The organism is Polaribacter gangjinensis, assembly GCF_038024125.1.
Classification (GTDB): Bacteria; Bacteroidota; Bacteroidia; order Flavobacteriales; family Flavobacteriaceae; genus Polaribacter; species Polaribacter gangjinensis.
Genome location: NZ_CP150662.1, coordinates 234,626 through 248,735, shown reverse-complemented (window position 1 = coordinate 248,735; position 14,110 = coordinate 234,626). Strand labels below are relative to the sequence as shown.

The following is a 14,110-nucleotide window of genomic DNA, read 5'->3' as shown; positions in this document are numbered from 1 at the left end:
AAATGAAAAAAATTATTATAGTCTTTTTATTTACTGTAGGTGTTACAAATGCGCAAGATGTTATTTTTTCACAAAATTTTCTTGTACCAGAAACCTTGAGCTCTTCATTTACAGGCGCAACAAAATCATCTAAAGTAGGAACATTACATAGATCGCAATGGCGCAATTATGGATTGAAAATCAACTCAAATTATGTATATTTTGATACGTGGTTCGAAGGTTATAGGTCTGGGTTAGGTTTTTCTTTTATCAATCATGAAGAAAGTGGATCAAATTATAATTTCAATAAAATAAATTTGAACTATTCCGTGGCATTTCAAATTAGCGATTCGTGGTTTTTTAGACCTAGCATTTCTGCAGGTTTCGGAATGAAAAGTTATGGATTTCAAAATATTCTTTTAGAGGATCAAATTAACGCAAATAGTAACATCATCAACACATCAAGTATTGATCCTGTTTTGCTTCAAAACCGAAGAAGTTTTTTTGATTTTAGTTCCTCTATTCTATTCAATAATGATGATTCTTGGATTGGTATTACTTTAAGACACCTTAACAAACCAAATATTTCATTAACTGCTAATGGTAATGTTCCTTTGGATGTTTTTTTATCAATACACACCAAATATTATTTACCTATTTTAGAAAATAACCCAACTTGGTTTACCAATAAAAGTAAGATTTATTTTTTATCTAATTTTATGATGCAAGGCTCAACAAATAGATTGGATATTGGTATGCAATATATTTTTGATGACCAGTTTTCATTTGGTATTGTTGCAGCAACTAATCCAATGAAAAATGTTGATGAAAATCCATTTATTTCATCTATTAGTAGTTTTGTTGGAATCAAATGGCAAGGTTTTCGATTTGGTTATTCGTATGATTTTAATACTTCTAAAATTATCAATACTGGGGGTATTCATGAGTTTTCTGTTGGATATGATTTTGAAGTTAATATAAGACTACTAGATCGTTATAAATGTGTTTCTTATTTTTAAATTTCATTCTTAATAAATAAGAAATTATTATTTCTATTGATGTATACATTTATGTTATTATTTTAAAATAATCCCCTCTGCAAAAGTCTTTACAAAATTGCTGCGCTGTACTTTTTTTTTGCTGCGCTGCTTTTTTTACATACTAGAAAAATTGCTATTTTTTGTGTTTGCTTGTTTTTTTTAGATGCTTATTTATGAACGAGAAAGTTTTAAAAATTAGTTAATGTATTACGATTTTGTAAGCATTTATTTTGTATATTTCAATGCTATTTAAAAAGAATGCTATTGAAAAATCTACCCACTATTGTTTTAGAGCAAGCGGTTTATAAGAAAAATCCGAGGCTTTTGATTCGTTTTCCTTACGATTCTTTACTGATTCAACATGTTCGGCAAATTGATGGAGCTACTTGGAGCAAAACCTTGCGTGTATGGCATGTAGCTGATACGAAAGAGAATTTGGCTTCGATTATTGCTATTTTTAAGGATGTTGCTACTGTAGATATATCAAAAATTGGCACTAATGAGGTTTTTAGGCGCAATTTAACAGAGGCTCAACGAACGTTATTGAATAATTTTTACTTGTATTTGAAAGGCAAAAGGTATAGTGAAAGTACGATACAGACGTATACTTTTTTTGTGGCAGATTTTGTGAATTTTCATACAGAAACAGCTTTAGAAGAACTTACCAATAGATCTGTAGAAGTTTTTATTGAAAAGGTTTTTATCCCCAGAAAGTATTCTATTAGTTCGCAAAGACAGTTTATTAGTGCATTGAAGGTTTTTACTGTTTTTTATCCTCATACAAAAATCAATGATTTGCAATTAGAGCGTCCTAAAAAATCGAGAATATTGCCCAATGTATTGTCTCAAGAAGAAGTTTTACGGATTGTACAGGTTACAAAAAATTTAAAGCATCGCGCAATTATTGTATTGTTGTATTCGTCTGGATTGCGCATTGGGGAAATTACCAGTTTGCAATTAAAAAATATTGATGTTGAGCGTAGGCAAGTAAAAGTAGTGAGTGGCAAAGGGAGAAAAGACAGGTTTGTTGTATTGGCAAGTTCGTTTTTACCTTTATTAATGAATTATTTAACGACCTATGTACCAAAAGTTTATTTTATTGAAGGACCTGAGGGAGAGCGATATTCTGAAAGTAGTATTCGTAAATTTTTAGAGAAAAGTGTTGCTTTGGCAAAGATTTCGAAAAAAGTAACGCCACATACATTGCGTCATAGTTATGCTACTCATTTATTGGAGAATGGTGTTGGTTTGCGACATATACAAGAGTTGTTAGGGCATGCTAAACCAGAGACTACCATGATTTATACTCATGTTGCAAAAAAAGATTTATTAGAAATTAAGAGTCCGTTAGATACAATTTTATTAACTTTAAGCCGAAATACAAAAGATGAACAAAACTTCCTATTATCCGGAAATAATCCGATATAAAAAAGAATTTTGTTCTTGATATAACCAGTTGGGCAACATTTAAAAAATAAACCTATGAAAATAAACAAAGAAGGAACAGTATTCTTTTCATTCGATACTGAAGAAAATCCAAAAGCATTTAAAGAACCTAATTTTATAAATTGGGTAGATTTTGAAATTGACGACAATAAAGGAATTATTACTTCCATAGGTCAGACTTTAAGTGTTAAAATTTTTGTTGGAACTGATGATGAATTTTTAATTTTCAAAACTAATATTTTACCTGAAAAAGGACTTAACAAAATAGCTGTGGCTTGGAGTCCATCAGAAATTAAACTTTTTATGAATGGAGAAAAAATAGAATCAATCAATCCAAATGATTTTAAACCTTAGTTAATTCTTTAAGTTGTTTTTCTGAGAAAGAAACAGGAACTTGTATTCCATTTCTTTTGAATTTAAGGTGTAACTTTACTTTAAGGAAATAATATTTAACCTTGATTTTATAAAAAACGTTGCCCAACACCGTGCATAATTTAGTGCTACTTTTAGCCACTTTGGAAAATTTTTGTTTACTCATAATCTTGTTTTTATTTATTAGTTTTATTTCTTAATTTACGCACCAAACCATGCACAAACACGTTGTAGCCAATTTTAAGAATGAACAGGATATTTACAATTACAATAACGATTTTAGCTTTAAGTATAAATGCAAAAAGTCAATCTAAACTTGATTTCTGTAAAAAATGGAATTTGGAAGGATATATTTATTGGGGAATTACCTTTTCTCCCGAAGAGACAGAAAAAAATGACTATTTGAATTTTATAGAAGATGGAACATTTATTAGTGTTGATGAAGGAAAATTGGAAAACGGAACTTGGAAATGGGATTTAAAAAATAAATCACTTCATTTATGCGATAGCAAATCAAACAAACCAATAATATTTGGAATAATTAAAGTGACAAAGAATGAACTCATTCTTTTATTAAAAGACAATGAAGACAGTATAAAACTTAAATTTCTGGCAGAAAAATGAAAGAAAGAATAATCGGAATTGATATAGCAAGAGCATTAGCAGTTATCGGAATGATAATCGTTAATTTTAAAATCGTGTTTGGCGAAAATGGATTGAGTTGGGTTAAATCATTTGCAAGTGCTTTTGATGGAAAGGCAGCAGCAACTTTTGTGGTTTTAGCAGGCGTTGGACTTGCTTTAATGACAAATTCTGCATTGAAAAATAATGACAGCCAAAAATTAAAAACTGCTCGGATAAGAATTGCAAAAAGAGCATTGTTCCTATTCATTGTTGGTCTTTCATATATAGTAATTTGGCCAGCGGACATTTTGCATTTTTATGGAATTTATATGCTTGCTATTTTGCTTCTACTAAAAAGCAATGAAAAAACTATTTTAATTTCGGCAATTGCATTAATACTGTTTTATCCATTATTAATTGGCTTTTGGAATTACGAAACAGGTTGGAATTTTGACACTTTAGATTATCTCGATTTTTGGACAGTTAATGGATTTTTTAGAAATCTATTCTTCAATGGTTTTCACCCAGTAATACCTTGGACAGCTTTTATGCTTTTTGGTTTTTGGTTTGGCAAACAAGACTTGAAAAGTGACCGATTTATCAAAAAAGCATTTTTGGTTAGTTCAATTACTTTTGTTGTAATTCAAATTTTATCACACGTGTCAATTTCATTTTTATCAGAAGGAAACGAACAAATAGCAAGTGAATTATCAGAAATTATTGGAACAAACCCAATGCCACCATTACCAATTTATATGTTTAATGGTATTGCAATTTCCGTATTAATAATATCAGCTTGTATCATTATCGGAAAAAGATTTTCAACAAACAAAATACTTTTGGCTCTAAATAAAACGGGACAATTAGCTCTAACTTTTTATGTTGCACACGTAATAATTGGTATGGGACTTATTGAAGCAATTAACCCAGAAAAAATGGGGAATTATCCAATAGAATTTTCAGTTGCGTATGCTTTAATTTTTAGTGTTTTATGTGTATTCTTTGCAACTTATTGGCTGAAAAGTAGAGAAAATGGACCTGTAGAATGGATAATGAAAAAAATAATCCGATAGAAAAACTGGCTACAACAATGTATATAAAAAATAGGCGAGACAGTGCTAAATTTGAGCTTCAAAGCTCGTATCAAACTTTGTGCTTAGCCGAAACTGACGTTCTTCGTAATCGCCTACTTTTCATATACTAACCGTTGTGCGTCAGTGTAAAAGCCGACCCGCAAATGGCACATTTGGTTTTTGCCGACACACGAGCCAACGCTAAAAAAACCAAAAGAGCCATTTTTTGCCACCGCTCTGACATAATCCGTAGCTAAAAAAAACTTCTCAAGAATTCTGATTGTAGATAAATATTAGTATTTTTGACAAAATTGTCAAGGCAAAATATTCAAGGTAATGAAAGAAACATTTGGAGAATACATTCACAATTTGCGGGTTGAGAAAGGCTTAACGCTAACAAAACTTGCTGCAGCACTTGATATAGACCAATCAACACTTTCCAAGATTGAAAATAAAAAACGCAATGTTCCAGAGGAAATACTTCCTAAACTTGCTAAAGTTTTCAAGCTTGACATTACTTCTCTTGAAAAGGAGTTTTACAGCGAAAAAATCGCTGAAATGATTTACCGAGTTCCAGACTCAACAGAATTGTTGACATTGGCAGAGGAAAAGGCAAAATATTACAGGTTGTCTAAGTTTAAACAGGGAAATTTAAAATTTTAAAAAATGGCAAAATCAATAGACCAATATATTAACAAAGTTATTCAAGGCGACTGCTTAGAGGTTATGAAAAACATACCAAGCAAGTCAATAGATATGATTCTTTGTGATTTACCATACGGAACAACACAAAACAAATGGGATTCCGTGATTGATTTAGACCAACTGTGGGAACATTATGAGAGAATCATCAAAGATAATGGAGCAATAGCCTTGACCTCACAAGGACTTTTTACAGCTAAGTTAATTATGAGCAACGAAAAATTGTTTAAATACAAAATTGTTTGGATTAAGTCAAAATCAACAAATTTCCTTAATGCAAAAAAACAGCCACTTCGTAAACACGAGGACATCTGTCTTTTTTATAAAAAACAACCATCATACAATCCTCAGATGACGAACGGAGAGGCATACGACAAAGGTATTAGAAAAGACCAATTTACAGGTAGTTACGGAGATTTTAAACCAAAACACGTAAAAAGCAATGGTGAGAGATACCCGAATGATGTTGTTTGCTATGAAGAACAACCCATTGACGATTTTGTATATGTGAAAACAGCGGAATCCGAAGGGCCTGTTTTGCATCCGACACAAAAACCAATTGAATTAGGAAGATACCTTATAAAGACCTTCACAAAACCAGGAGATGTTGTTCTTGACAATGCTTGTGGTAGTGGTAGTTTCCTACTTTCTGCAATTCTTGAAAACAGACAATTTATTGGGATTGAAAAGAATGAAGATGTTCTGCTACATAAAGTTAAGCCAGTTGATTACATAAAAATTTGCACTGACAGAATTCAAGAAACACTTAAACGCAAGGAAATTGAAGAATCAACTTTAAGATTATTCAATGAGCCAATTGCAAAATATCATACACTTAATTACAAAAACGGAAAGGCAAAAGCAAGTCCAGCAATTTATTAATTGAATTACCTGAAATGGCAAAAGTTACATACAACGAAAGAAGTTGGGCAATAGACGTAATAAGTGAAATAGGCTTACACCTTGCAAATAAGAGTTGGCACTTTAAAAGTGCAGGTGGTGAAAGTACCATAAGCAACGAAAAGTCAAGTCTATTTCCTGATGTGTTGATTTTCAAAGACCAAACAAGAAATATCATTTTACAAGGTTGGGAATTGAAAATGCCTGACACACCAATTAATGATGCTGAACTCATTGTCAATGCAATCAAAAAAGCCAAAATTTTACAAAGAGACAGTTTTATTCTGTGGAATGTAAAGAGTGCCGTTCTTTATTCTAAACAAGGAGATTCATTCGCAATTTTAAAAACTTGGAATGACATTGACATTAATAAACGAACAGAAGTAAAACCAAAAGAATCTCTTTGGAAGTCATTACTACATACCATACTTTCAGACTTAAACGGCTATTTTGAATCAGGAGAAATATCAGATGAAGTTTCTTCAGAAATTTTAGCTGTTGATGCAATCATTGATGTTATTCTCGAAAATATATCCTCGACAGCAGAAAATATAAGAGCTAATTTTAGGAGAAACTCAAGACTTGAAGCCAAAATAAATAATTGGTGGTTATCCTCTGCAACTGAATATGGTTATAATCCATCAGCAGTAAAAGACGCTTCAAATAAATTACCTACTATTTCAAAAGTAATATTAACAGATTGGGTTTTTAAAATTATCTTCGCAAATGTTCTGAAAAGGCATTTTAATGAAGCAAGAGCAATAGAATCAATAAACAATGAAACCTCGGTTGAGCAAGCGAAGGAAATAATTGCCTCAATATCCGAGCATTGTAATTTTTGGAACATTTTCAGCGATAACCTTGCAATTGAGTTCATTTCAACTTCTGCTTGGAAACAGATTATCCAGTTAAATCAGTTTCTTTCATCAATCAACATTGCAGGAATTGAAATAGAAATCCTCCATAATTTACTCCAATCTTCGATAGTATCTGCAAAACGAAAGGTTGCAGGACAATTCGCAACACCTAAAAAATTAGCAGATTTATTAGTGAGGTTAACCGTTGAAGACAAAGAAGGAGTTGTAATTGACCCTTGTTGTGGAACAGGAACAATAATCAATCAAGCATATTTGCTCAAAGAAGAATACGAGTTTAACCAAGACGAAATAATAAACAGCATTTGGGCATCAGACAAACATTCTTTCCCTATTCAATTATCTACACTTACTTTGGCTAAGCCAAATAACATCGGCAAAGTGTTAAACATTTTCAGAAAGGATGTGATTGAATTAGTAACAGGGCAGAATGTAACTTTCAAAGACCCGAACAATGGAAACGATATTGTAAAGCTTTTTCCTACCATTGATTATGTTGTTTCAAACTTACCTTTTATCAAGAGTAAAGAAATTCAGGTTTTAAACCCGAACATCACAGAAATAAACAGTTTCATTGAAGAAGAAGCTTACACCACAAAATCATTAAGTGGCAAAAGTGATATTTTCGCTTACATCCCCTTTTATTTACATCAGCTACTTTCTGAAAACGGAAAAATTGGGCTTATACTTTCTAATGCTTGGTTGGGAACTGATTACGGAGAAATTTTCTTAGAGCTTATTCAAAAATTCTATGACATTGAAACTGTTGTAATTTCAGGAAAAGGAAAATGGTTTGACAACGCAGATGTAGTGACTACTTTTCTAATTGCAAAAAAGCGAAACCCAAATACTCCAATAGACCAAAACAGAACAATTTCATTTTGCACCCTAAAAGAAAGCATAAATGAAATACCTGACATCAAACAATTGAGTGAAAATATTTTGTTAGAAACAGAAAATGAAATTGTAGCTATTCAGAATTATTCAGTCAATGAGATAGCCAACTTTGAAACTATTGGTGTTCCTTGGTGCGGTTACTTTGCAAATCTTAATTGGCTTACAGAAGTTTCAGAAAAACTAATTGATTGCAATCAGTTTTTCAATTTTACTCGTGGCGAAAGAAGAGGTTGGAATGCCTTATTTTATCCTGCATTTGGTCATAACATTGAAGCGGAATACATAAGACCAGTTCTGAAAAACCTAAGAGGAACATCAGGACTTTATTGTTCAGCAGATGGAGAAGCATTTTGTTGTTCAAGAAGTATTGCAGAATTAGAGCAACTCAATCATTCAGGTGCTTTGCAATGGATTAGAAATTTTGAAAATCAAAACAATGAAACAGGCGTTCCGCTTACTCAATCTTTGCGCAAAGCAAATATGTTATGGTATGAAATGAAAACCGAAAATATGGCTGACTTTGTCGCCAATGTAAATTACGATAGAAGTTTATTTATTGCAACCTTTGAGAATCGTTCATTCATTGACCAAAGAATGATTGGTCTTTCGCTAAAAGAAGATTTTCAAAATGAAAACAGAATTTTATTGCTTGCCTTATTGAATAGCGTTTTAAGTATGTTTTTCATTGAGAGTTTTGGTTTTGGAAGAGGTTTAGGTGCACTTGATTTGAGAGCAACAAAATTTGAACGAGATTTTAAACTTTTGAATTTCCAGCTTTTATCTAACGACCAAAAACAAAGAATTATAAATGCTTTTCAACCAATTGCCAATAGAAATAGATTGCCTTTAAAGCAAGAAATTGAGCAAGCAGACAGAGTGAATTTTGAAAAAGTTCTATTGGAAGCATTCGGAATTGATGAACACTTTGAAGCGATAAAATCATCCTTATTGGATCTATACAATATAAGATTTGCAGTTAAGAATATCTAATTATTTGAAAATGGAGGCAAAGACAAATGACCTGACTGAAATAACGTTAAAAATGCTTTTAGACGAAGGAATTATTGAAAATGGAACAGTTTTATATTCTGACACTAATCCTACTAAAACGGCAAAGATAAATTCGGACGGTTTTATTGACTTGAAAATTGACGGGAGTCAGAAACTTTATCCATTTCCGAGTGGTGCAGCAAGGGCATTAGTTAACTTAAGTGTTAATGGGTGGAAATTTTGGAAAATAAAAATCAATGATGAACTGAAGGAAATTTCAGAATTAAGACAAATCTATAAGGAAAGAAAAAAGTAATGCCAACGCCAAAAGTCATACACATTTGCAATTCGCACCAGCCAACTCGCAAGCCCAAAATTGCAAAAGAGTATGTCTTTGCCAACGCTGACAGACGACCGAAAAAGAACACCGAACGCACAACAGCGTGTATAAGAAATAGCGGGTTTAGTGTTAAATCAAAGGTCGGTGCTTTTAATAAAAGTCAGTGCCAAACTGATAGTGAAGTGCTTTTTAATCCGCTACTTCTCATACACGCGAAACGTTGGCAATAATTTAAAAACAGACTCGAACTCTAAACGAAATGATGAAAAAATTGACAATAATCGGAATTTGTCTTCTATTTATAAATTGTGCATCACTTCCAAAAATTGAATCAGAAGACCTACAACATATAACGGAAAAAAATATTGCGAAATTAAATGGAATTTACAGCAATTTTGCAGAAAATTCAGAAAAATACATACATCTCACTCTTTCAGGAAGATTGACATCTTTAAAATTAAAAGACACAATTTCCGAAGTAAAAATAGAAGTTCTAAATGACAAAGAAATTCGATTTTCATTTTTACAAAACCAAATGGAAATTGATTCAAAAATCGTGAAATACAAATTGCAAAATGACGGATTCTTACTTTTGCGAAACAAGAACTTTAGATTACACGGAATTCCTTGGATTTTTGGAGATTATGAAATCCGAAAATATGAATTCGGACTTTCTAAATCGGGAAGTTTAATAATGAATGGAATTGAAAAAAGAGAAGGTGCTCATTTAATAATTTTATGGAGTCCAAGTAACAATTATAAGTTTACGGACATTTATGGAAAAAAATAAAAAACTATTGCCAACACCGTGTATAATTAATGGCTTGGTTATCGCCTACTTACGAAAATCCTCGCGGATTTTCTATTCGATTTTTATTTGCTAAATTAGGTGCTTAAACACGCCACTAATCATACACAAAACCGTTAGCCACAAGCTAAAAAAAGAAAAATAATGAAACATTTATTAATATTAATTTCAATAATTTATTCTATTAACTGTTTCGGACAAGAGCCAAATCCTGAATTATTTCAAACTTGGTATTTATATTCAGTTATGGCAAGTGATGGTAGTCCAAGTCCATATATAGTTTCCGAGATAAATCCCAATATAACACCTTCACTAACAATTGTCGAAGATTTAACTTTTAGTGGAATAGGAGCTTGTAATTCATTCAATGGAACATTCATATTCTCGAATAACACTTTAAGTACTGACCAATTTTCAAATTTAACTAATGAATGTGGAATTCAAATTCATAAATCATTTGAAACAGAATATTTTAATTTTATGGAATATGCTATTGGTTACCAAATAACTTCAGAAAATGATGGTTTAGTTTTAAATTTATCAACAGCTGTTTTTGGGGAAGCTGTTTTTAAAAACTTCAAACTAAATATAAAAGATTTTGATTTAAATAAAATTGAAATTTATCCAAATCCAACAAATTCAATTATTTACATTAAATCAAAAAATACCTCTATTACGAAAATTGAATTTTTAAATTCTTTTGGGCAAACTATGAGAATTATTAAAAGTAAGTTTGAATCTATAGATATTTCTAATTTATCTGCTGGAATTTATATGATGAAAATTTATTCGGAATTTGGAATACAAAACAGAAAAATATTAAAAAAATAGAATTTTGAATTTAAAAGCCAGTGGCTAACACCGTATAAAAAAAATTGCTTATTTTTAGCTTCACCAAAGGTAGTTGCATTTTTGCCAACTTCTGAATTTCCTTCGGAAATTCCTCGTTGTCAAAACCGCAACTTTCTTTATACATAAACGTTGTACGTAATTTTAAAATTGCGTATTACAACAAAAAATTAATAAACTTTTAATGAGCACAAAGTACTATTATAAAAATAAAAAAAATGACATTTTTAGAATACTTTTAGTTTTACCTTTAATTGCTTTTTATTACCCATTAACACTTTTTTACATAAGTCCAAGTGAACACATATGGTGGAGAATGCCATCAGAAATCTATGTTTTAATGTTCTCAATTTTTGGATATATAGTAATTAGTTTTTCAATAATTGTAATGTTCAAATTAATTCTTAAAAAAGGTTATGTGAAAATTAATAATGAAGGAATTTATAACGATTTTTTCTTCTCAAATAAAAAAAATCTTAAATGGAATGAAATTGAAAGTATTAGATTAATCAAATACAATCAAAATCTTTATCTTGGTTTTTTTCTAAAAAAAAATGAATTCGGAAAAAAAAGAGGTTTTGATTATCTTGCTCATAAGTTAAACATATCAACATTTGGAACAGGTCATTTTATACATTCTTCATTTCTAAATTGTACATTTATGGAATTAGTAAAAGAGGTAAACAAAAGATTTCCGAAAGGAATTGACACATAAAAAACTAAAAATTAATTTTCATTTTAAAAAAACTACGTACAACACCGTGTATAAAAAATTGCTATTTTTAGCTTACCCAAAAGTTGTTGCTTCTTTGCCAACTTCAGAATTTCCGTTGGAAATTCCTCGTTGTCAAATACGCAACTTTTCATAACACAAACACGTTGGGTAACATATGAAAGAAAATTTATGAAAAAATTGCTAGCTTTAATATTTTTAACTTATTCATCCGGAATTTTTTCACAGAATAAATCTGAATACAACTGTGTGAATGATTTCGATGAAATTGAAACGGAAGTTGAATTGCAGAAGACAGTTAGGTTTAAAATAATTTCCTCTCGAAAGTTATATACAAAAGAAACTTTTGAATTTAGTGAAGGAATTTTAATTGTTTCTAATCTTAATGAAAAATTAAACCCTAAGGAAATTGCTCAAGTAATTTCCACTATTGGAATTAAAAATAATTTGAGTAAAATTACTGCGTTTGAAACTTGTCACGCTTTAGAAATATATTATAAAAACACAAAGCCTAATGAAGAAGAATTAAATCATCTTAAAGAAAATTTAATCATTGAACTTTCTTTAGATATTAATAAATCATTGAGTAAGAAGGAAAGAAAAAGAAACAAGAAAAAAAGAGATTTCATTGAAACTAATGGAATAAATGCTTGTAAAGTTTTATCAAAAAATAAGCCTGAAAATTTTAGCGAGAAAGACCTATCAAATGTAATCGTTTCTGAAAGTTCTAAAAATATTGAGAAAATGTTGAAAATATATGACTTGTCATTTGAAGAAGGTTCTTTAATATTTATGAAAGATTTGACAACCTATTTAGTTGATAATTGTAAAATTATAAAAGATTTTGTAGAAAGGAATTAATAATACGTTACCCAACACCGTACAAAATTAATTGCTTGCTTTTGGCTTACTTACGAAAATCCTCGCGGATTTTCTTTGTCAGTAATTATTTAGTAAATTTATTACTTAAACACAGCAACTAATCTTGTACAAACACGTTGTAGGTAATTAACGGAATGAAAAAATACAGTTCATCTTCATCTTTTGCTTTTTTTGAATCTATTTTAGCTTCTTTAATGATTTTAGGAATTGGAATCTTCTTAGGCATTTCAATTGAAAAAATTGGAATTCAAATCTTAATCATAATTGGAAGTATTTTATTGAGTATTTGGCTAGTTTTATATCAAAGAAAAAAAGTTTTTGAAATAATATTTGAGAAAGAAAAAATAAGAATTGAATATGTTTACAACAGTAATAAAATTGAAATTGACTATGCTGAATTACTAACTGTTGAATATATTTCAACTACCAAAAACCCAACAAGAAACAAAATTGAATTCAAACTAAATGGGAGCATTAAGAAATTAAAATTTTTGAGTGTTGCAGACTCAAATGAATATGTGGAATTTATAAAATTCTTGAAATCAAAAAATGAAAACATAAAATGGAAAGTTTTTCCATCTGACAATATTATGAATCATAAATTACAGGAAGTTTATGGTTTTAATTATCGTTAATTTGAAAGAATAATGACTGAATAAAAACTACCTACAACACCGTACAAAATTAATTGCTTGCTTTTTGCTTACTTACGAAAATCCTCGCGGATTTTCTTCGTCAGTTATTATTTACTAACTTTAGTGCTTTAACCACGCAACTAATTTTGTACAAACACGTTAGCCACAAGCTAAAAAACGAAAAATAATGAAACATTTATTAATATTAATTTCAATAATTTATTCTATAAACTGTTTTGGACAAGAACCAAATCCTGAATTATTTCAAACTTGGTATTTGTATTCTGTTATGGAAAGCGATGCAAGTCCAGGTCCATATATAGTTTCCGAAATAAACCCCACAATAACGCCTTCATTAACAATTGTCGAAGATTTAACTTTTAGTGGAATAGGAGCTTGTAATTCATTCAATGGAACATTCACATTCTTGAATAACACTTTAAGTACTGACCAATTTTCAAATTTAACTAATGACTGTGGAATTCAAATTCATAACTCATTTGAAACAGAATATTTTAATTTTATGGAATATGCTATTGGATACCAAATAACTTCAGAAAATGATGGTTTAGTTTTAAATTTATCAACAGGTATTTTTGGGAATGCCGTTTTTAAAAACTTCACACTAAATACAAAAGATTTTGATTTAAATAAAACTGAAATTTATCCAAATCCGACAAACTCTATTATTTACATTAAATCAAAAAATACTTCTATTACGAAAATTGAATTTTATAATTCTTTTGGGCAAAATATGAGAATTATTAAAAGTAAATTTGAAACTATAGATATTTCTAATTTATCTGCTGGAGTTTATATGATGAAAATTTATTCGGAATTTGGAATACAAAACAAAAAAATATTAAAAAAATAGAATTTGGAATTTAAAAGCCAGTGGCTAACACCGTATAAAATTAATTGCTAGTTTTAGCCAATTTACGAAAGTCCTCGCGGACTTTCTATCT

15 protein-coding genes are annotated in these 14,110 nt (G+C 30.1%); all 15 read left to right on the top strand.

Features of this window, described 5'->3' with window-relative positions; genetic code table 11:
- Positions 1-2: 2 nt before the first annotated feature.
- Positions 3-998 (top strand): PorP/SprF family type IX secretion system membrane protein, encoded by a 996-nt coding sequence (locus tag WHA43_RS01040; RefSeq protein ID WP_105045325.1) that lies wholly within the window; start codon positions 3-5, stop codon positions 996-998.
- 285 nt (positions 999-1,283) lie between these two features.
- On the top strand, positions 1,284-2,447 hold the full coding sequence (locus WHA43_RS01035) for a tyrosine-type recombinase/integrase (RefSeq protein ID WP_226742928.1): 1,164 nt from the start codon (positions 1,284-1,286) through the stop codon (positions 2,445-2,447).
- A 54-nt stretch (positions 2,448-2,501) separates the two neighbouring features.
- The gene (locus WHA43_RS01030; protein ID WP_105045323.1) at positions 2,502-2,819 is read left to right on the top strand and encodes a hypothetical protein; all 318 of its coding nucleotides are present in this window, start codon (positions 2,502-2,504) and stop codon (positions 2,817-2,819) included.
- Between the two features lie 264 nt (positions 2,820-3,083).
- Positions 3,084-3,461, top strand: a complete 378-nt coding sequence (locus WHA43_RS01025; RefSeq protein WP_105045322.1) for a hypothetical protein — start codon at positions 3,084-3,086, stop codon at positions 3,459-3,461.
- Complete coding sequence (locus tag WHA43_RS01020) at positions 3,458-4,534, top strand: DUF418 domain-containing protein (RefSeq protein WP_105045321.1); 1,077 nt, start codon at positions 3,458-3,460, stop codon at positions 4,532-4,534. Before WHA43_RS01025 ends, WHA43_RS01020 begins: the two co-directional genes overlap by 4 nt.
- Before the next feature lie 336 nt (positions 4,535-4,870).
- Positions 4,871-5,197 (top strand): helix-turn-helix domain-containing protein, encoded by a 327-nt coding sequence (locus tag WHA43_RS01015; protein WP_105045320.1) that lies wholly within the window; start codon positions 4,871-4,873, stop codon positions 5,195-5,197.
- A gap of 63 nt (positions 5,198-5,260) precedes the next feature.
- Positions 5,261-6,118, top strand: a complete 858-nt coding sequence (locus WHA43_RS01010) for a DNA-methyltransferase (protein WP_226742927.1) — start codon at positions 5,261-5,263, stop codon at positions 6,116-6,118.
- A gap of 14 nt (positions 6,119-6,132) precedes the next feature.
- Positions 6,133-8,898, top strand: coding sequence for an N-6 DNA methylase (locus WHA43_RS01005; RefSeq protein ID WP_105045318.1), 2,766 nt, complete (start codon positions 6,133-6,135; stop codon positions 8,896-8,898).
- A 10-nt stretch (positions 8,899-8,908) separates the two neighbouring features.
- Positions 8,909-9,214 carry a hypothetical protein gene (locus WHA43_RS01000; protein WP_105045317.1) on the top strand — a complete coding sequence of 102 codons (306 nt, stop codon included), beginning with the start codon at positions 8,909-8,911 and terminating at the stop codon, positions 9,212-9,214.
- Between the two features lie 283 nt (positions 9,215-9,497).
- A complete protein-coding gene (locus WHA43_RS00995) occupies positions 9,498-10,028 on the top strand; it encodes a hypothetical protein (protein ID WP_105045316.1) in 531 nt (176 codons plus the stop codon).
- A gap of 162 nt (positions 10,029-10,190) precedes the next feature.
- Positions 10,191-10,877: a T9SS type A sorting domain-containing protein gene (locus WHA43_RS00990; protein WP_105045315.1), complete on the top strand. Its 687-nt coding sequence runs from the start codon at positions 10,191-10,193 to the stop codon at positions 10,875-10,877.
- 202 nt (positions 10,878-11,079) lie between these two features.
- Entirely contained in the window at positions 11,080-11,610 is a 531-nt protein-coding gene (locus tag WHA43_RS00985; RefSeq protein ID WP_105045314.1) for an STM3941 family protein, read from the top strand.
- A gap of 189 nt (positions 11,611-11,799) precedes the next feature.
- On the top strand, positions 11,800-12,489 hold the full coding sequence (locus WHA43_RS00980) for a hypothetical protein (protein WP_146104879.1): 690 nt from the start codon (positions 11,800-11,802) through the stop codon (positions 12,487-12,489).
- A 155-nt stretch (positions 12,490-12,644) separates the two neighbouring features.
- On the top strand, positions 12,645-13,145 hold the full coding sequence (locus WHA43_RS00975) for a hypothetical protein (protein ID WP_105045312.1): 501 nt from the start codon (positions 12,645-12,647) through the stop codon (positions 13,143-13,145).
- Positions 13,146-13,332: 187 nt separating this feature from the next.
- The gene (locus WHA43_RS00970) at positions 13,333-14,019 is read left to right on the top strand and encodes a T9SS type A sorting domain-containing protein (RefSeq protein ID WP_105045311.1); all 687 of its coding nucleotides are present in this window, start codon (positions 13,333-13,335) and stop codon (positions 14,017-14,019) included.
- Positions 14,020-14,110: the final 91 nt, after the last annotated feature.

What these genes read in the sequence shown, in the direction of transcription:
- WHA43_RS01015 (WP_105045320.1), top strand. Translation starts at nt 4,871, where the DNA reads ATGAAAGAAACATTTGGAGAATACATTCACAATTTGCGGGTTGAGAAA.
- WHA43_RS00990 (WP_105045315.1), top strand. Translation starts at nt 10,191, where the DNA reads ATGAAACATTTATTAATATTAATTTCAATAATTTATTCTATTAACTGT.
- WHA43_RS01030 (WP_105045323.1), top strand. Translation starts at nt 2,502, where the DNA reads ATGAAAATAAACAAAGAAGGAACAGTATTCTTTTCATTCGATACTGAA.
- WHA43_RS01000 (WP_105045317.1), top strand. Translation starts at nt 8,909, where the DNA reads ATGGAGGCAAAGACAAATGACCTGACTGAAATAACGTTAAAAATGCTT.
- WHA43_RS00975 (WP_105045312.1), top strand. Translation starts at nt 12,645, where the DNA reads ATGAAAAAATACAGTTCATCTTCATCTTTTGCTTTTTTTGAATCTATT.
- WHA43_RS01010 (WP_226742927.1), top strand. Translation starts at nt 5,261, where the DNA reads ATGAAAAACATACCAAGCAAGTCAATAGATATGATTCTTTGTGATTTA.
- WHA43_RS01005 (WP_105045318.1), top strand. Translation starts at nt 6,133, where the DNA reads ATGGCAAAAGTTACATACAACGAAAGAAGTTGGGCAATAGACGTAATA.
- WHA43_RS00995 (WP_105045316.1), top strand. Translation starts at nt 9,498, where the DNA reads ATGATGAAAAAATTGACAATAATCGGAATTTGTCTTCTATTTATAAAT.
- WHA43_RS01040 (WP_105045325.1), top strand. Translation starts at nt 3, where the DNA reads ATGAAAAAAATTATTATAGTCTTTTTATTTACTGTAGGTGTTACAAAT.
- WHA43_RS01020 (WP_105045321.1), top strand. Translation starts at nt 3,458, where the DNA reads ATGAAAGAAAGAATAATCGGAATTGATATAGCAAGAGCATTAGCAGTT.
- WHA43_RS00985 (WP_105045314.1), top strand. Translation starts at nt 11,080, where the DNA reads ATGAGCACAAAGTACTATTATAAAAATAAAAAAAATGACATTTTTAGA.
- WHA43_RS00980 (WP_146104879.1), top strand. Translation starts at nt 11,800, where the DNA reads ATGAAAAAATTGCTAGCTTTAATATTTTTAACTTATTCATCCGGAATT.
- WHA43_RS00970 (WP_105045311.1), top strand. Translation starts at nt 13,333, where the DNA reads ATGAAACATTTATTAATATTAATTTCAATAATTTATTCTATAAACTGT.
- WHA43_RS01025 (WP_105045322.1), top strand. Translation starts at nt 3,084, where the DNA reads ATGAACAGGATATTTACAATTACAATAACGATTTTAGCTTTAAGTATA.